The organism is Oribacterium parvum ACB1 (genome assembly GCF_000238055.2).
Taxonomy (GTDB): domain Bacteria; phylum Bacillota; class Clostridia; order Lachnospirales; family Lachnospiraceae; genus Oribacterium; species Oribacterium parvum.
Genome location: NZ_KE148312.1, coordinates 1,422,501 through 1,444,705, shown reverse-complemented (window position 1 = coordinate 1,444,705; position 22,205 = coordinate 1,422,501). Strand labels below are relative to the sequence as shown.

General features: G+C 44.5%; 16 protein-coding genes, 2 tRNA genes and 1 rRNA gene (1 of these 19 only partly in view). All 19 read right to left on the bottom strand.

Features of this window, described 5'->3' with window-relative positions; all coding sequences use genetic code 11:
- Positions 1-250: 250 nt before the first annotated feature.
- The gene (locus tag HMPREF9625_RS06440; RefSeq protein WP_009533893.1) at positions 251-1,645 is read right to left on the bottom strand and encodes a glycine--tRNA ligase; all 1,395 of its coding nucleotides are present in this window, start codon (positions 1,643-1,645) and stop codon (positions 251-253) included.
- Between the two features lie 330 nt (positions 1,646-1,975).
- A complete protein-coding gene (recO, locus tag HMPREF9625_RS06435; RefSeq protein WP_009533892.1) occupies positions 1,976-2,623 on the bottom strand; it encodes a DNA repair protein RecO in 648 nt (215 codons plus the stop codon).
- A 148-nt stretch (positions 2,624-2,771) separates the two neighbouring features.
- Positions 2,772-3,728, bottom strand: coding sequence for a GTPase Era (gene era, locus HMPREF9625_RS06430; RefSeq protein ID WP_009533891.1), 957 nt, complete (start codon positions 3,726-3,728; stop codon positions 2,772-2,774).
- 165 nt (positions 3,729-3,893) lie between these two features.
- Positions 3,894-6,791: an insulinase family protein gene (locus HMPREF9625_RS06425; RefSeq protein WP_009533890.1), complete on the bottom strand. Its 2,898-nt coding sequence runs from the start codon at positions 6,789-6,791 to the stop codon at positions 3,894-3,896.
- 263 nt (positions 6,792-7,054) lie between these two features.
- Entirely contained in the window at positions 7,055-7,915 is an 861-nt protein-coding gene (locus HMPREF9625_RS06420; RefSeq protein ID WP_009533889.1) for a YdcF family protein, read from the bottom strand.
- Positions 7,916-7,918: 3 nt separating this feature from the next.
- Positions 7,919-9,145, bottom strand: a complete 1,227-nt coding sequence (locus HMPREF9625_RS06415) for a peptidase U32 family protein (RefSeq protein ID WP_009533888.1) — start codon at positions 9,143-9,145, stop codon at positions 7,919-7,921.
- A 198-nt stretch (positions 9,146-9,343) separates the two neighbouring features.
- On the bottom strand, positions 9,344-10,021 hold the full coding sequence (locus HMPREF9625_RS06410) for an O-methyltransferase (RefSeq protein WP_009533887.1): 678 nt from the start codon (positions 10,019-10,021) through the stop codon (positions 9,344-9,346).
- Positions 9,999-10,568 carry an endolytic transglycosylase MltG gene (locus tag HMPREF9625_RS06405; RefSeq protein ID WP_009533886.1) on the bottom strand — a complete coding sequence of 190 codons (570 nt, stop codon included), beginning with the start codon at positions 10,566-10,568 and terminating at the stop codon, positions 9,999-10,001. The genes HMPREF9625_RS06410 and HMPREF9625_RS06405 overlap by 23 nt, the downstream gene beginning before the upstream one ends.
- A 1-nt stretch (position 10,569) precedes the next feature.
- Positions 10,570-12,783, bottom strand: coding sequence for a ribonuclease J (locus tag HMPREF9625_RS06400; RefSeq protein ID WP_009533885.1), 2,214 nt, complete (start codon positions 12,781-12,783; stop codon positions 10,570-10,572).
- Positions 12,784-12,794: 11 nt separating this feature from the next.
- Entirely contained in the window at positions 12,795-13,061 is a 267-nt protein-coding gene (locus HMPREF9625_RS06395; protein ID WP_009533884.1) for a DUF1292 domain-containing protein, read from the bottom strand.
- Entirely contained in the window at positions 13,009-13,488 is a 480-nt protein-coding gene (gene ruvX, locus HMPREF9625_RS06390; RefSeq protein ID WP_009533883.1) for a Holliday junction resolvase RuvX, read from the bottom strand. Before ruvX ends, HMPREF9625_RS06395 begins: the two co-directional genes overlap by 53 nt.
- Before the next feature lie 49 nt (positions 13,489-13,537).
- Positions 13,538-13,807 (bottom strand): IreB family regulatory phosphoprotein, encoded by a 270-nt coding sequence (locus HMPREF9625_RS06385; protein ID WP_009533882.1) that lies wholly within the window; start codon positions 13,805-13,807, stop codon positions 13,538-13,540.
- Between the two features lie 345 nt (positions 13,808-14,152).
- A complete protein-coding gene (locus HMPREF9625_RS06380) occupies positions 14,153-16,078 on the bottom strand; it encodes a flavocytochrome c (protein WP_009533881.1) in 1,926 nt (641 codons plus the stop codon).
- Positions 16,079-16,374: 296 nt separating this feature from the next.
- Positions 16,375-18,558 carry a molecular chaperone HtpG gene (gene htpG, locus HMPREF9625_RS06375; RefSeq protein ID WP_009533880.1) on the bottom strand — a complete coding sequence of 728 codons (2,184 nt, stop codon included), beginning with the start codon at positions 18,556-18,558 and terminating at the stop codon, positions 16,375-16,377.
- A gap of 206 nt (positions 18,559-18,764) precedes the next feature.
- Positions 18,765-19,781 carry a virulence RhuM family protein gene (gene rhuM / locus HMPREF9625_RS06370; RefSeq protein WP_009533879.1) on the bottom strand — a complete coding sequence of 339 codons (1,017 nt, stop codon included), beginning with the start codon at positions 19,779-19,781 and terminating at the stop codon, positions 18,765-18,767.
- Positions 19,768-19,998, bottom strand: coding sequence for a type I restriction-modification system subunit M (locus HMPREF9625_RS06365; protein ID WP_009533878.1), 231 nt, complete (start codon positions 19,996-19,998; stop codon positions 19,768-19,770). Before HMPREF9625_RS06365 ends, rhuM begins: the two co-directional genes overlap by 14 nt.
- A gap of 201 nt (positions 19,999-20,199) precedes the next feature.
- Positions 20,200-20,273 (bottom strand) — tRNA-Ile (locus tag HMPREF9625_RS06360).
- A gap of 98 nt (positions 20,274-20,371) precedes the next feature.
- A tRNA-Thr gene (locus HMPREF9625_RS06355) sits at positions 20,372-20,444 on the bottom strand.
- Positions 20,445-20,505: 61 nt separating this feature from the next.
- Positions 20,506-22,205, bottom strand: a 23S ribosomal RNA gene (locus tag HMPREF9625_RS06350); it runs 1,180 nt beyond the window's last position.

Below are 22,205 nucleotides of genomic sequence, written 5' to 3'. Positions count from 1 at the left end.
CTCTAACTTATCTATTGTAGCAAAAAAATCAATAAAAACATGTTTTTTTTAAGTGCAGATAGAAAAAATCAATAATACCAAGAATCAGAGCTGACATTTTCCAATTGTAATCCCTGATACCGGCTAAAATCCATTGAAACAAGATGTCTCAAGCCGCTCCTGTGCCCCTTGTTAAGAATAAAAAAGAGGCTGCAAAAAATCAAAATACTTGTGATTTTTACAGTCCCTTTTTTACACTGCTGTTTCTTTCTTAAAATGCAAGCTTCTCATCAAAGTACTTTTTCAGATCCGCAATCGGAATACGAACCTGCTCCATGCTGTCTCTTTCTCTTACCGTTACGGCATGATCATTTTCCGAATCGAAGTCATAGGTAATACAATACGGTGTTCCGATTTCATCCTGTCTTCTGTAACGCTTTCCGATGTTTCCTCTATCATCATACTCACACATATAGTATTTGGAAAGCTCCTCATGAATCTTCTCGGCGCCTTCTCCAAGCTTCTTGGATAAGGGAAGGATACCAATCTTAATCGGAGCCAGTGCCGGATGGAAGCGAAGAACGGTTCTCTCATCTCCTCCCTCCAGTTCCTCTACATCATAGGCTGCGCAAAGGAATGCCAAGGTTACTCTGTCTGCACCGAGGGAAGGCTCTACTACATACGGAATATAGTGTTCGTTGGTCTCATCATCGAAATAGCTCATATCCTGACCGGAAACCTTCTCGTGCTGGGAAAGGTCATAATTCGTTCTGTCTGCAATCCCCCAAAGCTCGCCCCAGCCGAAGGGGAAGAGGAATTCCAGATCTGTCGTTGCCTTGGAATAGAAGGACAACTCCTCCTTCTCGTGATCTCTTGCACGAAGCATTTCCTTCTTCATCCCAAGACTGTATAACCAGTTTTGGCAGTAGTCCTTCCAATATTGGAACCATTCCAAATCGGTATCGGGCTTACAGAAGAACTCCAGCTCCATTTGCTCAAACTCTCTGGTACGGAAGGTGAAGTTCCCCGGTGTAATCTCATTACGGAAAGATTTTCCAATCTGCGCAATACCGAAGGGGAGTTTCTTTCTGGAAGTTCTCTGCACATTTTTAAAGTTAACGAAAATACCCTGTGCTGTCTCCGGGCGAAGATACACCGTATTCTTTGCATCCTCCGTTACACCCTGGAAGGTTTTAAACATCAGGTTAAACTGGCGAATAGGGGTAAAATTATGCTTTCCGCAACTCGGGCAGGGAATCTGCTTCTCTACCACGAATTTCTCCATCTCTTCCTTGGACCAAGCATCTACGGAGCCCTCCAGCGCAATGCCGTTTTTCTCGCAGAAATCCTCGATAACCTTATCAGCACGGAAACGCTCCTTACACTCCTTACAATCCATAAGAGGATCGGAGAAGCCTGCCAAGTGACCGGAGGCAATCCAAGTCTCTGGATTCATCAAAATGGCACAGTCGATGCCGACATTATACTTGGACTCCTGTACGAATTTCTTCCACCAGGCCTTTTTAATGTTGTTTTTCAGCTCTACACCCAGGTTTCCGTAATCCCATGTATTGGCAAGACCGCCATAAATCTCCGATCCCGGATACACAAATCCTCTGGATTTTGCCAAGGATACAATCGTGTCCATCGTATAATTCTTTGCCATAAGTTTTATCCTCTTCCCTTTCTTCCTAAATAGCTGTATTACACTTCCTGCCCTGCAAGATTTCCCTATTGCAATTCCCTTCCTGTATCGACTTGCAACCATTGCGCAGAAACATAGAATCTATTGGAACTCGTTATGAATTAAACAATCTATAGTCTATCCCTTTTTTTAGAAAAAATCTATACCCTCCAACTTTAAACTCTTTCACCTCCACTTTGAACTCTTTCACTTCCACTTTGATATATTCTACTTCAAACTATTCCATATCCATTTCAAACTATTCCATATCCACTTTAAACCGTTCAATATCCACTTTAAACTGTTCAATATCTACTTCAAACTGTTCAATATCTTAATGCTGCGAAATTCTTTATAGAAGCTTTCTTGTGTAAGAAGCTCCACATTTTCACAAAAATCCCGCAGACTCCCTTCTTCCAAAGTAAAGGTATAAAGCTTTTGCAGGGGGCTTCCAAGTACGTGTTCCCAAGCATCATGCACTGCCTTCCTTTGGGAACGGGGAGGCAGCTCACTGTACTCTCCTTCCAAAAGCAGGACTCTCAGCTCATAAACGGCCCGCACCAGTTCATTGGGGAGATCCTTATGAAGCAAGGCCTTTAGGGACAGATAGAGGAGATTGACCATTTCTTCCGCAGGAAGATTTTCCTGCGAAACAAAATCTGCCAACTCCAAAAAATAAGCTGCATAGCAGGCCATTTCCAAGTCCAGTGCAATTTCTTCAAAATAGGCATCGACTTTGACCGACTGTAGATTATATCCACTCTTCCCTTTCTTTAAAGAAAATGTGCCAAAGACAAAGCTCCTGCTCCCTGCCATAAGAGGAGAAGATGGACGCTTTGCTCCACTTGCCCAAACCGTCATTTTCCCCTGTTCCATGGTAAGAATACTCAGTCTTTTATCGAATTCTCTCTGACTGTGCTCGGAAAGCACCACCCCATGCACAACGAAGTCTTCCTTCACTACCCTTCCTCTCTGTCCTGACACATTATATTCGCTTTACTTCCTCATTGCTTCTGCATTTTCACCAAAGCTTTTCCGCCTGCTTGCCCCTTTACGCTTGCTTCTGCTGCTCTATGACGCTTCTGCTGTTCTATGACGCTTGCGCACTTTACTTCTGCTCTCTATAACCATACTCCTGCAAATATGCCGGATTCTCCCTCCAGTCCTTCCTGACCTTTACAAAAAGCTGAAGATTCACCTTCGCTTCCAGAAGCTTTTCTATCTGAATGCGGGCACCGCTACCAATGCTTTTCAGCATACAGCCGGCTTTTCCGATAATGATTCCCTTATGGCTTTCCTTTTCGCATACCAAAGTTGCCTTCACATCCCAGATTCCGTTTTTCCTCTCCTGCATGCTGTCGATGAGTACCGCAATCCCGTGCGGAATCTCCTTATCAAGCTTGTAGAGGGCCTGTTCCCGGATAAGTTCCTTTGCAATTTCTCGTACGGGAAGGTCTGTTACCGTATCTTCATCATAGTAACGGGGGCCATAGGGAAGGAAGGAGAAAATTGTCTCCAGAAGTTCCTCTAAGCCTTGGTTCTTATAGGCGGAAACGCCGACAATCCCGACAAAGGGAAGGCAGTCCCGATACTCCGCCTTCTTCCTTTCCAGTGCCTCCTCTCCACCCAGTAAGTCCATCTTATTTAAGACAAGGAGAATCTTTCTTTTACTGTGGGAAAGGAGGGATAAAATCTGTTCCTCCTTCTTTCCCTTCTGCTCCGTGCTGTCTACAATCCAAAGAATGAGGTCTCCGTTTCCAAGAGCCTTTTCCGCCACACTTTCCATATAGACGGAGAGCTTATTCTGTGCCTTGTGAATCCCCGGCGTATCATGAAAGACAATCTGCCCTCTCTCATCATCATAGACTGCCATAATCTGATTTCTTGTGGTCTGCGCCTTTTTGGAAGTAATCGCAATCTTCTGCCCGACAAGCGCATTTAAGAGGGTGGATTTTCCGGCATTCGGAAGACCTACAATAGAGACAAAGCCGGATTTAACCATATCCTCCCTGCTTTCTCCATTTCCATTTTCCTTTGCAAAAAAATCCTCAATAATCTGATTCATGCCATTCTCCCTCTCATTTGACCGCTCTAGCTTTGCTAAGCCTTGATCCACTTTCGCTTATAAATCTTGATCCACTTTCATTTCTAAAACTTGATTCACTTTCATTTTTAAATCTTAATCCACTTTCGTTTCTAAATCTTAATTTGTCTACTTCTCCGAAGTAATTTAAATTTCCCGGATTACATCAAAGTAGCTCTTGTTTTTCTCTATCTTTTCTCCATTACCGATGGTGCAGAGAATTTCCTCGGAAAAGGCTTTCTCTATATAGCCGGAAAGCTTCCGGATGGCTTCCGGACTTGCAGAAAGCACCTCATCTCTCTCTCTCTGTAAGTCTTCATCCGTTAAATGTGAAAGCGTGCAACTTAAGCCGAGAAGGAACTTCGTGTAAGCGGTCTTTGGCGTATCCATCTCCGAAATCGCACCGATGATGTACTTCGTCATCTCCAGCTCCGTAGCTTCGAAATCCCGTAAGTACGCCGCAATCTTCTTATACTCTTCATAGCTCCGCCCTACATGCGGATCCCTAAAAGAAACCACGTAGCTTTCTCCGTTTCTTCCAAAGCCGCTCATTGCCCCGTAGGCATTGCCCTTTTCACGAATATTTTTCCAAAGGAAATCAAAGGAAAGTGCATTCTTCATGACTTTCAAAGCACCGGTATAAGGGAATGCCTTATCATAGTAGGAGCCCACTCTTGCCACATAGTTAACCTGAGAAGGAGTAATCCAAGCTTTTTTTTCAGCCTTTCTCGGACTAAATACACTTTCTTCCCACTCTTCCTTTTCTGGAAAATACTTTGTGAGAAATGCGGAAAGAGCCTCTTTCTCCTTACGGTAAATCTCCAGATCGCCTCCTACCGCTATACGAAGATTTCTTCCCCTTAAGAGCTTCTCCGAAAGAGTCTTCAGCCTTTCACCCAGCGCCTTCGGGTCCTTCCTAAATTCTTCTTCCAATTTTTCAATAAAATGGTAGTAGCGAATGCCCTTTACTCTCTCTTGGTAAGAGGAGGTCGGAGAAAAACTCTCCATAGCGGAATTGACCGCATAGCTATGCCCTGTCCCCTCCAGTCTCATTCTCTCTCTGGACTTAATTTCCAGAAGAATCTCGGAAAGACGCTTTTCATCCTGTAAATGCGTATGGAAGCAGATTTCCTGAAGGTACTCCAGGCCCTGCTTCATCTCGCCTTCCAAGAATTTAAAACCGAAACTGAATACGCCTGTATATTTATTCTTATCTTGAAAATCGGGATAAGAAGTAATATCTGTTGAAAAGCCGCCGCTGTGCAGATAGATCTCCGAGTTCAAGTCCTGGAAGCTGTACTTGTCCGTATCCATATAGGCAAAGGCGGTACTCAGAACGGAAAGATACGAAAGCTCCTCCTCCGAGAAATCCTTTGTATTAAAGAGAAGACGAAGGTAAAGTACGCCCTTGGAATCCACCGGATAAAGCATTACTTTCTTCCCGGAAAGGTTCTCTTCTTCTCTCAGATAGCTCTCCGCTTTCTTTCCGAGGTCTTCTCGTGAAAGCACAGGCAGCGTTTCCAAAGCTTCCTTGCTATTTTCCTTATTCTGATAAAGAAGGAGCGCCTCCTCTTCCTTTTTAATGGCTTCTATCTCTTCTTTAGACAGAGTTTCTTTTTTCTCCTTCAGCTTCTTCGCGAGCTTCTCCGCATTTTCCTCGGTAAGCCCCGGCTTCGGAAGAAGTGCAACAAAAGAGACGTGCTTTACATCCATGAAGTACTCTTTTAAAAGCTCCTCAAAATAGCCCTCATCCAGCTCCTTTTCCAGCTCCTTAAAATAACGATCCTGCTCAAGATAAAGCCAGGGCTCTCCGTCATAAAGCCAGGAGTCCAGTGCCTTTAAGCTGTAAATCAGGCCTTTAGGGGTATTCCCGTAGTCCGCTTCCTTATACTGGAAGGCATCATGGTGAATGGCTGCACGAATGGTCTTGTGATCGAGGCCCTTCTCTGAAGCCTCTCGAATACAATCCTGAATGACCTTTAAGAAACGCGCCTTATCCTCTTCCTTCGCATTCTTTGCGGTAATGGTGAAGTAGTGCTGCAATACACCGTCCGCATAGCCTCCGAAGATGTCTTCTCCTAAGCCTTCCTCTAAAAGCCGCTGCTTCAACACCGCTCCGGGGCCGGAAATGAGGGCATGGCCGATATAAGAGAAGGCCAAACTTTTCTTCGCGTCCATTCCTACATCCAGAACGAAATTATAGGAAAAATAAGCCTTTCCCTCTGCTTTCTCTTCCTTTGAAATCGGATAATACTCGGTTTCCTCCACCATCTTCGAGAAAGCTTTCTGATGCGCAATCTCAGAATCCGGATTGATCCTTTCAAACTTCGCTAAATACTGCTTGTCCAGCCAGTTCAGCTTCTCCTCCATATCCATATCTCCGTAAAGGATGATATAGGAATTGGAAGGATGATAGTAACGGGCATGGAAAGCCTGAAAAGCTTCATACGTTAAGCTCGGAATGTCTTCCGGGTCACCGCCGGACTCATTTCCATAAGTGGTATCCGGGAAAAGAGAGTGGAAAATATACCGTTCCAGCACCGATTCCGGCTCGGAAAAAGCACCGCGCATCTCGTTATACACTACACCGCTGTAGCCTAAATCTCCCTTTTCATCCAATGTATAGTGCCAGCCCTCCTGCGAAAAGGTATGCGGATTCTTTATACAATTCGGGTGAAAAACGGCATCGCAATAGACATCCATAAGGTTTTGGAAATCCTTGTCATTGGTGGATGCCACCGGATAAACCGTCTTATCCGGATAAGTCATGGCATTCAAAAAGGTATTGAGAGAACCCTTGATGAGCTCCACAAAGGGATCCTTTAAGGGAAACTTCTCCGAGCCGCAAAGCACGGAGTGCTCCGTGATATGGGCGACTCCCGTAGAATCCGCGGCAGGCGTTCTAAAGGCAATGCTAAAGACTTTATTTTCATCCTGATTCTTTAAGCAAAGTACTCTTGCCCCGGACTTTTCATGCTCGTAAACCTTCGCCTCCGTGGAAAGCTCCGCGATATGTTTCTCCTGTACTAAATTATATTTTTTCATATTTTCTTTCATCTCCTCGATAGTCTTTTCAAATGCGTCTTTTCAGATACTTCTTTTCAGATGCGTCTTTTCAGATACCTCTTTTTTCAGATGCGTTCCATTACTGCATCCATATCCGTTCTTCCATTCTGTTCTACAATTCTGTTCTTCCATTCCATTTTACAATTCTGTTCTTCAATTCTTTTCCGGAATTCTGTTCCGGAATTCTGTTCCGGAATTTCATTTTACAATTCTGTTCTTCAATTCTGTTCCGGAATTCCATTTTACAATTGATTGAATATACTTCTTATTGCAATAGTGATTGCTTCTCTTACATAGTAATGAGGAATCAGATACGGCGGCTCCTTCGCAGACAAGGTCCTGTAATGATAGAAGGAGTTTTCTTTCTCTGCAAAACGCACGCATTGAAAAAGCTGATATTGCGAGCTAATAATGCCAACGTTTGGAGGCCGATCCTCCCACTCCAAGGACTCTTCCTTTAGGTAAGTATAATTACTGTCTTCAGGATAGTACCCTTTCTCACTCTGTACTAACTCCTCTTCCAAATAACGCTCCTCAATCCATTTTTCAATACTGTTCAAGCCGAAACGAATTTTATCCTCCGTATTTTTAGAGTAAAACTCCATTAGAAGACGATCGCTGGATATCCCCTCCCAAAGAAGTCGTTGAAACATTACGCTGGATTCCGCGCTGGCACTGTGGCGCCCTCTTCCTCCTACCAAAACAAATAGGGTTGTCGGGTTCTCCTCCGCATATTTTACCGCAAGCTTTAAGCGATGCAACATCGTGGGAGAAGGAGCATTGTTTTCCAGCTCGCAGCCAATCAAAAGAACATAATCCAGATTCTTGTCCTCCTCACCTTTTTTATAACGGCTTAAGAGAATAGAAACAGAAAAAATCAAGAGGACGAAAAGACAATAGGAAGTCAGGCAAAATACCTTAAAGCGGAAGAATAGCGATTTTCTCTTCCAGCGAGACGGTCTTTTATAAAGGAATGCCAAAAACAGGTGCAAAATTCCGAAAAGGAACCAAATCCAAAGAGCAGAAAGATAGGACGCACTGCTTAATAGAAAGGCAAAGTATAAAAACGAGGCAATTCCCATGAGTAAAAAAAGGACGAACATGGCTTACTCCATTCTTCGTAAAACATCCTGTTTTTCCGGTAAAACGGAAAAGCGAATCTTCAAAGGCTGCTTCGAATGAGGGCAGGATTCCAGACTTTCTCCGGTTTCCGCATCCTCCATACTGAGGACTTTGGTAAAAATGTCTCTCTCTCCGGGACGCATAATGGCAATCTCTTCTCCCACGGAAAATTTATTTTTCTGGGTGAGGAAAGCACAATCTCCCTCAACATTTTCTACCGTACCGAGATAGGTTGCACCGGCACTGTAGCTGTTATTGCCGTATATCTGGTCCTCTTCAATCGGCTTACGATAGTAAAAGCCGGTACTGTATTCTCTGTAAGTACACTTTCGGATTTCCTCTTCATAAAAGGGGATATTCGCTTCGTATTTCTTGGGATCCTCCAGATAATCCCGAATCGCCATCTTGTAGGTTCGGGTTACCGTCGCCACATAGAGCTCCGTCTTCATTCTTCCCTCAATCTTTAGCGAGTCTATCCCCGCTTCAACAAGGTCCGGAATATGCGAAATCATATTTAAATCTTTAGAATTAAATATATAGGTTCCTCTGTCATTTTCAAAAACAGGATAATACTCTCCGGGACGCTTCTCCTCCATAAGAGAATACTTCCAGCGACAGGGGTGTGTACAAGCTCCCTGGTTCGCATCTCTCCCTGTAAAAAAACTGGAAAGAAGACAGCGACCGGAATAGGACATACACATCGCACCGTGTACGAAGGCTTCTATTTCCATTTCCTCCGGAATATGCTCTCGAATCTCCCTGATTTCCTGAAGGCTAAGCTCTCTTGCACAAACTACACGCTTTGCTCCAAGCTTCCACCAGAAAAGGAAGGTCTCATAGTTCGTATTGTTTGCCTGCGTGGAAATATGAAGTTCCACCTCCGGCATAATTTCCCGTGCAAGCATAAAGGCACCCGGGTCGGCAACCAGTACCGCATCCATCCCCACAGCCTTTAATTCCATAAAATAGTCTCGCATCGGAAGTAAATCTTCATTATGCGCAAGAATATTGGCCGTCACATAAACCTTTACTCCTCTTTCATGCGCATAGGAAACAGCCTCTTTCATGCTTTCTATTGTAAAATTCTTGGCATTCGCACGAAGCCCGAAGGCCTCTCCTCCCATATATACCGCATCCGCCCCATAATGGATGGCTGTCTTTAGCCCCTCCATGGAACCTGCAGGAATCAATAGTTCTATTTTTCTTTTCATTCTTTCTACTTTCTATCTCTTTCAATTTTGCTTTCACTTATCGATTTACTTTCACTTATCGATTTTGCTTTCACTTATCGATTTTGCTTTTACTTATCGCTTTGCTTTTCCTTATCGCTTCACTCTGACTTATCGATTTCTTTTTTATTCCTTTTTTTCATTCTTTTACTCGTCAATCTGGTTCGCATTTACTTTTCTCTAACTTTTCTTAATGCTGATGCTCACTCCGTCCCCTATAGGAATAATGCTGTTCTCCAGCTCCGGATTTTCCTTCAACATCCAAAGGAACTCCCTCATCCTCTTATGGATGGTCCTCTGTCGTCTTTCTACAAAAAAGCGACTCTCTAAAAGAAGATTCTCCTGCAATATATTATCACAAAATAAAACACCTTCGGGATTTAATAGCTCTAAAATCTTCGGAAGCCATAAGGGATACTGTGCCTTTGCCGCATCCAAAAAGACAAAGTCAAAGTGCTCCCTTTCTTTCACGAGTCTCTCCAGAATTTCTCCTCCGTCTCCTTCCAAAAGGCGGATAGCACTATTATACGGGCTTTTCGCGAAATTCTCTCCGGCTTTTATAATTCTTTCAGGAAAATTTTCTACGGTACATAACTTGGTCTTTCCCTTAAGGCTATCCAGCATCAAAAGCCCGGAATACCCGACCGCCGTTCCGAGCTCCAGGATAGACTTCGGTTTTTTCATTTCCAAACATACGCGAAGAAGCGCGGCGGTCTCGTCCCGAATAATCGGAACTGCTTCCTTCTGCGCTTCCTCTCGGATCCCTTCCAAAAAGTCTATATTGTCTCTTTGGAAAGCCTGAATAAATTGGCTGATTCTATCTCGTTCTTCCAAGCTACTCCCCTTCAGCTCCCGCATCAACAACCTGCGGTTTTTCTTCCTTGGCAGTAGCATTTCCGTCCTTGCCCGTCGTCTCGGAATCGAGTGCATTTTCATTACCTGCACCGATTACATCTTCCTCCGAAGACTCTGCCTCCGTTTCTCCGTCTTTTAGGAGATTCTTATCGCTTAACTCCTGATTCTTCTTTCCCTCTTCCGTAATGAAATCCAGCATCTGTACCTGTGTCATTGCGGTACTCAAGCTGTAGGTTCCCGGAAGCAAGGAAGAATGATAAAGCTTTGCCTTTAAAACGAAAGCCTCCTCATTGTCAATCAAACCCAGCTTTTCCAATTTTTTTGCAATATCGGAACTGCTATCCCCCTGCTTGATTTCCAGTTCAATCTCTCTTCCCGGTTCCTTCTCCATGGCATGCTCATAAAGCAAGCCGTGGCCATAGCTATAGGCAAGTTTAACCCCCTGCAGAAGCAGAAAAAGCAAGAAAATCAGGAAAAGAATTCTAAGCGAAAAGCTTAACAAAATCTGTGTAAAAGAGCGGAAGGAATTCCGTGCTCTGCTGCCCCCCAAATTAAACCTCCATAATGACCGGAAGAATCACCGGATTTCTCTTGATCTTCTTCCATAAAAAGTCTGATAAGCCGTCTTTAATCAAGTTCTTGATCTTGCCCCAGTCATTCATCCTACTCTGTAAGCAGTTGTCTACAATGTTCTGTACGGCTAGTCTTGCCTCTTCCATGAGATCCTCGGACTCTCTTACATAAACAAAGCCTCTGGAAATGAGATCCGGGCCTGCCATCAGATTTCCGGAATAGCGCTCCAAGGTGAGCACGACCACTATGATTCCGTTTTGAGAAAGATTTTGCCTGTCACGTAAAACGATATTTCCAACATCTCCGATACCCAGACCGTCAACGTAGACTCCGCCTGCCTGCACCTTTTCCTTAATGGAGTAGCTGCTTCCCTCTCCGTCTGTAGTGAACTCCAGTACATCTCCATTTTCTATTAAAAGACAGTTATCCTTTTCTACACCGACAGATTCCGCAATCAGTGCTGCCGCTCTTCTGTGATGAAACTCTCCGTGGAAAGGAATCGCATACTTCGGCTTAACCAAGGAATAAAGCAACTTCAGATCTTCCGCGCAGGCATGGCCCGACACATGAGTATCCTGCATAATGACCTTTGCATGAAGCTTATAAAGCTCATTTACAACATGGTCTACCGCAAGTTCATTTCCGGGAATCGGATGAGAGGACATAACCACCACGTCGTTCGGCCCGATATGCACCTTTCTGTGCATACCGCTTGCCATACGAGAAAGTGCCGCCATGGACTCTCCCTGCGAACCGGTCGTAATGAGTACGGTCTGCTCATCAGGATAGTCTTTCAGGTTTTCAATATCAATTAAAGTTCCATCCGGAATGTGAATATATTCCAACTCTGATGCTACAGAAATGACGTTTACCATGGAACGTCCTTCCACAACAACCTTTCGATTGTACTTTACTGCAGAGTTAATAATCTGCTGTACTCGGTCTACGTTAGAAGCAAAGGTTGCCACAATAATACGGCTGTTCTGATGCTCTGCAAAAATCACATCAAAGGTTCTTCCTACAGTTCGCTCTGACATGGTAAAGCCCGGCTTCTCCGCATTGGTGGAATCGGACATCATAGCCAAGACACCATTCTTTCCAAGCTCCGCAAAACGCTGTAAATCAATCTGGTCGCCAAACACAGGCGTATAATCCACCTTAAAGTCTCCGGTGTGAATGAGTACACCTGCCGGAGTCGTAATAGCCAGTGCGGATGCATCCTGAATCGAGTGGTTGGTCTTTACGAACTCCACTTTCAGGTCGCCGAAGTTTACATTCTGCCCAAACTTTATGGTCTTCATCTTAACCAGCTTATCCATACCGTTTTCCACAAGCTTTTTCTGGATAAGCGCCATGGTCAGCTTCGTCGCATAAATCGGCACGTTAATCTGTTGCAAAACATAGGGCAGTGCTCCGATATGGTCTTCGTGTCCGTGTGTGATGACAAACCCCTTCATCTTATGAATCTGTGACTTAATATAAGTTATATCCGGAATAACGAGATCAATTCCCAGCATATTAAAGGAGGGAAATGCAAGTCCGCAGTCCACAATAATCATGCTGTCCTCGGTTTCAATGGCAGTAATGTTCATGCCGATCTGGTCCAGTCCTCCAAGAGGAATGACTTTAACCGAGCCTTGGAAAGTATGCTTCGGTTTCTTTCCCTTATTCTTACTTTCCTGAATCTCCATCGGCTTCGCAAGAAGCGGGAAGTCCTCGGAGCTGTATTCTCTCTTTTCCGTATTGCTTCCTCTTCTTGAAGTAAACTGTACCGTGGGCAATACAGAGGATCGCTCTGCATCTCTTGTATTTCTTGACTCCGTAGCCATAGACCGTTTCTCCACAGTTCTTCCTTCCCCGGTTTTAGAAGTCGCTTTTCCGGCAGGAGCCTTTCCAGCGGTATTTTTAGCGCCTTCACTTCTTCCTGTTCCCGTTCTTCCTGCTGCAGTTCTACCGGCCGCAGCTCTTCCCGTAATACTGATTTTACCGCTACGAGCAGTCTTGGGGGATGCGGCTTCTCCCTGCACATCCTTCCCTGCCCCGCTCCTTCTATTGCTTAATTTATTGATCCCTCTGCCCGCTCTATGCAGGCTGCTTTCCTCTAGGGCTTCTTTCGATGTCAAATTTTTTCGATTAAAATTCACAATTCTATGTGGCGAATCCCCGCTTACTCTCTTTTGTTCTTCTTTCATATAACCCTTTCTTACCTCTCTATCGTAATATCATTCCCCTCTAACATTTTTGCAAAGACATCCATTACGCTCTCCGCCTCATCTCCTTCTGCAAAAACATAGTCCGCTTCTTCATCCTCCGGTGCAGAAACATCTTTCATCACATAACAGGTTCCGTCCTCTCCCTCCGGAGCATCCGTTACGAGAATATAACTCACTCCCTGTACCACTGTCTCTTCCAAAATCTCAAGTTCTAAACTGCCGTCCTCTGACTGCAAACGTATTCTTCCGCCTTCCATCTATACCGCCTTTCTTCGTCCTAAGATAGTCCTCCAAAATAACCTGGGCCGCCACCTGGTCCAGGACTTCCTTTTGTTTTGCTCTCGGGACTCCATTTTCATCCAGAATTTCCCGGGCCTCTATCGTACTGAGCCTCTCATCAAAAAACACAACAGGACAAGTCAGCTTCTTTTTTAATAAATCATAAAAAACAGCAGCCTTTTCCGCCCGTTCTCCACGGCTGCCATCCATGTTTAAGGGTAGCCCTAAAACCACCTCTTCTACATCTTCCCGTAAAACAATATCACAAATCTCCTGCACTGTTTTCCTGAGTTTTCCTTCCCGCTCCCTCCAAAGAGTGGAATAAGGTAGCACAGTATAGCCTAAAGCATCGGTAATCGCCAGTCCCACTGTCTTGGAACCGTAATCAAGTGCTAAAATGCGCATACTACTCCCGTAAAGAAGAAAAGGCCTTTCCGGTTCTCCCGGACAGACCTTACGCTTTCTTTAACTTGCTTTCCACATAATTCCGCATAAGTTCTTCCAGTATTTCGTCTCGCTCTACCTTCATAACCAAGCTTCTTGCCCCCTTATAGCTCGTAATGTAAGTAGGATCTCCGGACATAACATATCCCACAATCTGACTGATCGGATTGTACCCTTTTTCGTTCAAAGCTTCATAAACTCGCTCTAACACTTCTGTGACTGCCAAACTGCTGTCTTGTAATGGTCTGATAATCTGCGTATGACTCAAATCGTTATTCATAATGCCACGTCCTTCTCAAAACTTATAGTATATTATCGCATTTTCAAGCATACTGCAAGTATAGTCGAAAATATTTTCATATTTTGTATTAAGATTCCTAAAATATTCTTACATCAAAAAAAGACTTCCGGATGCTTCTATACAATTCTCTGTGTTCCTCAAGTAATTTGTATATCGCCCGAAAGTCTTTCCTTTATAAGATGTTCAATTATAAAATCCCTTAAACGGTCTAATGATAATTTTCTATCTTTCGTGAGCAATTTCTATGTAAGCAATTTCTGCGAAAATGTATTTCGCTCTTTCAGCAAAAACACTGAATGCTATCATTCTGTTTACCGCATCTTATTATTTTGCATAACTTGCTGCGGATTCTCCTGCAATTTTACCGAATACAGTGAAATCACAAACGGCATTTCCGCCGAGGCGGTTTGCTCCGTGCACTCCGCCGGTAACTTCTCCTGCTGCGAAGAGTCCGGGAATGGCCTTGCCTTCCTTGTTCAGCACCTCTGTGACGGTATTGATCTTCAAGCCTCCCATGGTGTGATGTACACCGGGAGTAACCTTGATGGCATAGAAAGGTGCGGTATCTAAAGCGGCCGCAAAGCTTGTTCTTCCAAACTCCGCATCTTCCTTCTTCTCTACCGCCTCATTCCAGTTCTTTAAAGTATTTTCAAAGGCCTCTGCCGGGACGCCCATAGCCTCGGCAAGGCTCTTCGCATCATTTCCCGTCACAGTGTAGCCGGACTTGATATAGCCCTGAATAACAGCGGATTTCTCCACCATCTTATTATCAATTACGAGATAAACCTGAGAGCCGGTCTGCGCAATCTCCGCCTTGGAAACCGCATCTCTGGTTCCTACCTCATCGGTGAAACGATTGCCTTCCATATTCACAAGAATGGCTCCGTCTCCACGTAAGCCCTCTGTAATAAGGTGTGCATCCGTAGTCGTCACTGTCGGGTGAATCTGAATCTGGTCCATATCCACGGTGTCCGCGCCGATGGCTTCCGCCATGGTAATACCTTGTCCAAGTGCACCGGAGGCATTGGTGGACATATAGCCCTTTAAGGAAGGCTGATACTTCTCCACCATTTCCTTATTTGCCGCAAAGCCGCCCGTTGCAATGATGACTGCCTTGGCCTTTACATTGACCTGACTGCCATCTGCAGAAAGAGCATGCACAGCGGTCACATTTCCGGCATCATCCTGCTCGATCTTATCCGCCGTTACGGAAGTAAGAAGAGTAATGTTCTTTCTGTCATTTACATTCTTCTCTAAAATCGGAATCATATAGGATCCTACGGCAATAACCTTGTTGTTCTCGTCAACCGGACGGTGGATTCTCTTTACGGAAGCACCGCCGAAAGCACCGACATTATGGATTGTCATACCGAGAGTTTCCAAATAATCGATAGCCGGACCCGAATTCTCCGCAAGAACCTTTACGAGTTCGGGATTATTCTTTCCCTTACCGCCAATCATGGTATCCAGCTCCATGAGTTCCACAGAATCAAAATATCCTTCCGGATTCGCCTGATAGGCTGCATACTGCTCTTTCACCTTTTCCGCCAAAGCGGTAATCGCTGCATTGTCCGCATATTTTTCCGCCGCAGTAGCCAAGGTCTTCTCCACACCGGATCCTTCTTCAAAGGGATTCTCCGCCTGCCACTTGGTCGCAGCCGCATTCATACCGCCGGTTGCTCGAACGGAATTTCCTCCCACAATACCCTGACTCTCCAGAAGTACAACCTTCTTTCCGCTGTCTGCTGCGGTGATAGCGGAAATCATACCCGCACCGCCTGCACCGATTACGCAAACATCGGCTTCCAGATTCTGATCTTCTTTCTTTACAGAATCGGCAGTAACCTGCGCCTTGGCAAACTTTTCGCTGTCCAGTCCCATCTCCTTTAAGGCCTGCTCCACACCGGTACGAAGTGCCGTGGAAGAAATCGTAGCACCGCTGATTCCGTCTACGTTAAAAGTCTGCTCCTCCACCATTTTCTCCGGTAAAGCCGCTACAGCCTTGCTTCCGATTCCCTCGGTTTCCTGATTACTCAGCACATTTACCGCATAAATCTTGTTCTCATCCGCACTGACTTCAATCTGCATATCTCCGCCAAAGCCCGGAACGGTAACGGTCGTTTTCTTTGCTGAAGCGGGTGCGTCCGTCTTTTTTACAGAAGGACCGCTCCAGGAACGGATTCCCAAAATCACGGCAACCAAAATTCCGGCAAGGATGACTAAGTACGATAAAAATTTCTCCTTCTTCATAAACTCCCCTACATTCTGATTTTGCCAAGTCTATGTCATTGTCTTCGCAATGCTCTTTTATGTATTTTTCTCTTCCGTCTTAAGTCTTCCCGCTTAAGATTTGCCTAAATCCGGTATGCAGACAACTCCTATAGTCTTGGCGCTCTTCATGGCAAGAAAAAACTTTTTCTCACCGAGCTACTAAAAGTACCTTAATATTTATACCATAGATGAAAATATTCTACCATTGACAAAACCGGCGGAATAATCCAATTCTTCCACCGGTTTTTGGCAATTTTGACAAAATATTCACTAACTTACTTTTCTACTTTAGTAAGCGATAAGAGAATCTTCTCCGAGCGGGCAATAAAGTTCTTCATTGCTTCTCCATTAAGCGGTGCATTCTGGATGCGCGCCAAGTCATAGAGCTGCTCTTCAATAAGCTTTCCCTCCTCTTTTTCAAGGCTTTCCCCATGCTGAAGAAGATACTGCACAAGCGGGTGTCTTTCATTTAAAACAAGGGTTTCCTCGAGTGGAAGCTCTCCCATCGGCATACCGGACACCGCGTACATCTTCATCATGTCCTGCATTCTGCGGGATTCCTCGGAAATAGAGAGGAGACTTGCCGGCGTTTCGGAAAGAAGTCTGTCCACCTTCACATGAAGTTTATCTTTGGAAAGAACAGTTTGAAAAGCCTTCTCCAACTTTTCTCCCGCTTCTTTCAACTTATCCTGTTCTTCGGAAGAAAGCTCGTCCTTCATGGCATCCTGCACATCGGCATCGATTCTTTGGAAACGAAGTCCGCTGTTCTTTGCCTCAAGCTCCGTGATAAAGGGCTGGTCGATTCGCTCCGTAAGGTAAACCGCCTCTTTCTTATGCTCCTTAAAGAGGGAAATGTACTGGCTCTGCGCTACGCTGTCGGAAACATAGTAGACCTTTTGGATCTTCTCTTCTTCCTTATTATCAGACTGTGCCGCATCGTCAGCTCCCGCAGACTCTTTTTCATCCGCCTCGTTATTTTTATCGGATGCAGCAGAGTTTTCCGTTTCCGAAGTATTCTTCTCTTTAGCTTCATTTTCTTCAACAGACTTTTCTTCCTTGGCAACAGCATTAACGGCATCGGAATCCATATCTGCTTCGGCTCCATTCACAGCCTTACCCTTCTCCTTTAATTCCGGAAGAGTACAGTATTTTTCCTCCAAATCCTTAAAGAGAATGTAGTCCGTCATCTTCTCCGCAAACTTACTGTCACGCAACACACCGTACTTAATGAAGGGAGAAATGTCATCCCAGTACTTTTCATAGGACTCTCTTTCGGTCTTGCACATACCGGATAGCTTCTCCGCCACCTTCTTCGTGATATAGTCGGAAATCTTCTTTACAAACCCGTCATTTTGGAGCTGAGAACGGGAAACGTTCAGAGGAAGGTCCGGGCAGTCAATCACACCCTTTAAAAGAAGCAAGTATTCCGGAATGACTTCCTTGATATTGTCCGCAATAAAAACCTGGTTATTATAGAGCTTAATTGTTCCCTCAATCGACTCATACTCCGAATTAATCTTCGGGAAATAAAGAATTCCTTTCAGGTGATACGGATAATCCATATTCAAATGAATCCAGAAAAGCGGCTCCTTATAGTCATGGAAGGTCTTTCTGTAAAAGTCGAGATACTGCTCTTTTTTCACCGAAGAGGGAGACTCTCCCCAGAGCGGATGCGTATCATTTAAAAGAATGGGGCGCTTCTCAATCTTCAGCTTTGCTTCCGTCTTTCTTTCTTCGCCCTTTTCATCCTTTTCCACCTTCTCGGGAATTTCCTCGAGTACGATGTCGGAATCCCGTTTTTCATCCTTGGAAATGATTTCACTGTCTCGCGGATATTTATCGAGATAAATCTCTACCGGCATAAAGGAACAGTACTTCTCAATCACGGAGCGAAGTTCCCATTCATTGGCATACTTCACACAGTCTTCATTTAAATGAAGCGTAATATCCGTACCGTGCTCTTTCTTCTCACCGTCCGTCATACTGTACTCGGTACCGCCGTCACAGACCCAATGCACCGGTGTAGACCCTTCTTTATAGGATAAGGTCTCAATCTCTACTTTATCAGCCACCATGAATGCAGAGTAGAAGCCCAAACCGAAATGACCGATAATCTGGTCGCTGTTTGCCTTGTCCTTATACTTCTCAATAAACTCGGTCGCACCCGAAAAAGCAATCTGCGTAATATACTTCTCTACCTCCTCCGCAGTCATCCCGATTCCATTATCGCTAAAACGAATTGTCTTCTTGTCCGGCTCAACCGTAACCGTTACTCTCCCCTTAAAGTCGGAGGGCTTCGTCCACTCACCGATAAGAGAAAGCTTCTCCAGCTTTGTCACCGCATCCGTAGCATTGGAAATCTGCTCACGAACGAAGATGTCCTGGTCACTGTACATCCACTTCTTGATGATGGGGAAAATATTTTCACTATGAATAGATAAAGAACCGTTTTTTTGCATAAACACTACCTCTTTTCCACTAATTTTTGCAGGCTTTATAGGAAAGACCTGAACACTAACAAGAAAGAAGTATAACACAAAAATTAGCACTCATCAATATAGAGTGCTAATTTTTCTGTATCATTCTACAATTTTTTCTGAGTTTCTGGGGATGGTATGGGAATTTTGAAATTCTCAATCATCGGCTTTCTTATTGAGCTGATATCTTACTCATCTTTTTTTCCACCTTTTCCCGCAATACTTTCGATATTTTTTATCTCAGCAAGATAATCCCTTTCAACTTGCGATAAGGTTTTAGAACTGTATTTTCTATACTCCTGATTCACTTTATCCACCATCATTTCCCTGGACACTCTTCCATTTCCTATGAGCAAGTCCTCTCCCGTGGCACTAAGAATTCGATCTACATGTTCTCGCCAATCTTTCATGGTCATCTTTACTTCTCTTTGCGCCTGTCTTTCCGCAAAATCCAGATAGCCGGAAACTAAGGCATTGAGACTCTTCAGTTCTTCTGCACTAAGATAGTTCTTCGCAACCTTCGCTTCCTCTAAAGTGGGTAATTCCCCCTTAAATGTGCTAAGTCCCATAAAATCCTTATCACCATCTACTCGGCTGTAGATAAGCTCACTGGCAGTATGGTGATGAATGGCAAAATGCATCTTATTTTGCACGGTAGCAAAAAACTTCTTGGCTTCTTCATTTTTTGCATCATAATCAATGCTGGTAGCAAACAGATCCAGTACTTGACGATAGAACACCTTCTCACTGGAACGAATGTCTCTAATCCGTTCTAACAGCTCTTTAAAGTAATTTCCTCCTCCAAGATTCTTCAGTCTTTCGTCATCCATGGCAAAGCCTTTAATTAGGTATTCCTTCAATATGCTACTGGCATAGTTTCGAAATTGTATGCCGCGAATAGAACGGACTCTATAGCCAATAGCCAAAATCATATCTAAGTTATAATATGCAACTTGCTTACTCTGCGTTTTATTAGCAATTGCTCCATGCTTAGTGGTTGTCAACTTATAGTTGACTACCACTTTCTCCTCTAATTCTCCTTCTAAAAAAATAGCTTTAACATGCTTACTGACATTCTGCTTTGTAGTCTGGAATAACTCTGCAATCTCCAATTGACTAAGCCATACCGTACCATCTTCATACTGTAAATTTATCTTAGCCTTACCATCTTCTGTATTGTAAATGATGATATCATTCCCCATCATCCATCTCCTTTACGATTTCATTTATGGAAGCTCTCAAAACATCGATTTTTCTCACCGTCTCTGCTATTTCTTGATTTAATACCTTTATATCAATAACTTCTCCGGTATCTTCTTTCTCTACATAAGTTGACACGGAAAGATTATAGTCATTCTTCTCTATCTCTTCTTTTTCAAAAAGAATGGCAAACCGAGAAACATTCGCTGCAGCAGGAGCCATAGCACTTAAGAAAGTTACTAAAAAAGCGTCAGATTGTCCGAAAATCCGTCTGCAACATTATTTATTTTAACATAAAAGATATCTATTATGTTTACCACTTTCATGCCTCACAAAAGAGAAAGGTTCAAAGGAAATTACCGCCAACTTAGCCAGGAAGGTTAACTAAAAATAAAAAAAGACAATGCAACGCACTGTCTTAGATGGAACCGCAGGGACTCGAACCCTGGACCGATCGGTTATGAGCCGAGTGCTCTAACCAACTGAGCTACGGTTCCGCAAAATATTATAAATGAAAATGCCATGCTTTAGCAAGTACTATAGCAAAAGCAAAAGCTTTTTTACATACAAAAAGCCTAAGCTATGCTTAGGCTTAAGCCGATATTCGGACTCGAACCGAAGACCTACTGATTACAAATCAGTTGCTCTACCAACTGAGCTATATCGGCATACCTTATCTAAACTACATATCGAAATAAACTCTAGCAGTAAAACAAATCAATCAGACGCATTGGATAAGCCCTCGACCTATTAGTAACTGTCAGCTGAATGTATTGCTACACTTACACCTCAGTCCTATCTACCTCGTTCTCTTCAAGGGGTCTTACTCTTGCGATGGGATATCTCATCTTGAGGTTGGCTTCACGCTTAGATGCCTTCAGCGTTTATCCATTCCCAACTTGCCTACCCTGCGATGGGATTGATTCCCAACAGGTTCAGCAGAGGTCAGTCCATCCCGGTCCTCTCGTACTAAGGACAGATCCTCTCAAATATCCTACGCCCGCGCCGGATAGGGACCGAACTGTCTCACGACGTTCTGAACCCAGCTCGCGTACCGCTTTAATGGGCGAACAGCCCAACCCTTGGGACCGACTTCAGCCCCAGGATGCGATGAGCCGACATCGAGGTGCCAAACCTCCCCGTCGATGTGAACTCTTGGGGGAGATCAGCCTGTTATCCCCAGGGTAGCTTTTATCCGTTGAGCGATGGCAATCCCACTTTCATACCACCGGATCACTAAGTCCGTATTTCTACTCTGCTTGGTCCGTCAACCTCGCAGTCAGGCTCCCTTATGCCTTTACACTCTTTGGATGGTTTCCAACCATCCTGAGGGAACCTTTGAGCGCCTCCGATACTCTTTCGGAGGCGACCGCCCCAGTCAAACTCCCCACCTGACATTGTCCCTTGACCGGTTTACGGCCTAAGGTTAGAAATCCAATAACATAAGGGTGGTATCCCAACAGCGACTCTGATAATACCGAAGTACTATCTTCTCAGTCTCCCACCTATCCTGTGCATACATTACCGAATCCCAGTATCAAGCTGGAGTAAAGCTCCATGGGGTCTTTCCGTCCTGGCGCGGGTAACCAGCATCTTCACTGGCACTTCAATTTCACCGGGTGCATTGTTGAGACAGCGCTCAAATCATTACGCCTTTCGTGCGGGTCGGAACTTACCCGACAAGGAATTTCGCTACCTTAGGACCGTTATAGTTACGGCCGCCGTTTACTGGGGCTTCAATTCAAAGCTTCGATTGCTCTAACCTCTCCTCTTAACCTTCCAGCACCGGGCAGGCGTCAGCCCATATACTTTACCTTACGGTTTCGCATAGACCTGTGTTTTTGCTAAACAGTTGCTTGAGCCTTTTCTCTGCGGCCCAGTTGCCTGGGCACCCCTTCTCCCGAAGTTACGGGGTCATTTTGCCGAGTTCCTTAACAATGCTTCTCCCGCCGGCCTTAGGATTCTCTCCTCATCTACCTGTGTCGGTTTGCGGTACGGGCTTACTAAACACTATAGCGGCTTTTCTCGCCACAGAGTTAAAGAGCTTCTCTACTTTATTTCGATCCGCATCAGGTCTTCAGATTATGTAGCGGATTTTCCTACTACACTCCTACCTCCCTTGCACCGGTCTTCTCATTCCCGGCTCTCTCTTTCTCCATGTGTCCCCACATTTCTGATTTAGTAAGGTACTGGAATCTACACCAGTTGTCCATCGACTACGCGTCTCCGCCTCGCCTTAGGCCCCGACTTACCCAGGGCAGATCAGCTTTACCCTGGAAACCTTAGATATTCGGCCTGGAGGATTCTCACCTCCATCTCGCTACTCATTCCGGCATTCTCTCTTCAAAACAATCCACGGCTCCTTCCGGTACCGCTTCATCTCGTTTTCAATGCTCCTCTACCGATGGTTTACACCATCCCTAAGCTTC

Coding starts and splice junctions, on each gene's coding strand:
- HMPREF9625_RS06440 (WP_009533893.1), bottom strand. CDS start 1,645: ATGGCAAAGAATTATACGATGGACACGATTGTATCCTTGGCAAAATCC.
- era (WP_009533891.1), bottom strand. CDS start 3,728: ATGAATCAGATTATTGAGGATTTTTTTGCAAAGGAAAATGGAAATGGA.
- HMPREF9625_RS06425 (WP_009533890.1), bottom strand. CDS start 6,791: ATGAAAAAATATAATTTAGTACAGGAGAAACATATCGCGGAGCTTTCC.
- HMPREF9625_RS06420 (WP_009533889.1), bottom strand. CDS start 7,915: ATGTTCGTCCTTTTTTTACTCATGGGAATTGCCTCGTTTTTATACTTT.
- HMPREF9625_RS06415 (WP_009533888.1), bottom strand. CDS start 9,145: ATGAAAAGAAAAATAGAACTATTGATTCCTGCAGGTTCCATGGAGGGG.
- HMPREF9625_RS06410 (WP_009533887.1), bottom strand. CDS start 10,021: ATGCGGGAGCTGAAGGGGAGTAGCTTGGAAGAACGAGATAGAATCAGC.
- HMPREF9625_RS06400 (WP_009533885.1), bottom strand. CDS start 12,783: ATGAAAGAAGAACAAAAGAGAGTAAGCGGGGATTCGCCACATAGAATT.
- HMPREF9625_RS06395 (WP_009533884.1), bottom strand. CDS start 13,061: ATGGAAGGCGGAAGAATACGTTTGCAGTCAGAGGACGGCAGTTTAGAA.
- ruvX (WP_009533883.1), bottom strand. CDS start 13,488: ATGCGCATTTTAGCACTTGATTACGGTTCCAAGACAGTGGGACTGGCG.
- HMPREF9625_RS06385 (WP_009533882.1), bottom strand. CDS start 13,807: ATGAATAACGATTTGAGTCATACGCAGATTATCAGACCATTACAAGAC.
- HMPREF9625_RS06380 (WP_009533881.1), bottom strand. CDS start 16,078: ATGAAGAAGGAGAAATTTTTATCGTACTTAGTCATCCTTGCCGGAATT.
- htpG (WP_009533880.1), bottom strand. CDS start 18,558: ATGCAAAAAAACGGTTCTTTATCTATTCATAGTGAAAATATTTTCCCC.
- rhuM (WP_009533879.1), bottom strand. CDS start 19,781: ATGATGGGGAATGATATCATCATTTACAATACAGAAGATGGTAAGGCT.
- HMPREF9625_RS06365 (WP_009533878.1), bottom strand. CDS start 19,998: ATGGCTCCTGCTGCAGCGAATGTTTCTCGGTTTGCCATTCTTTTTGAA.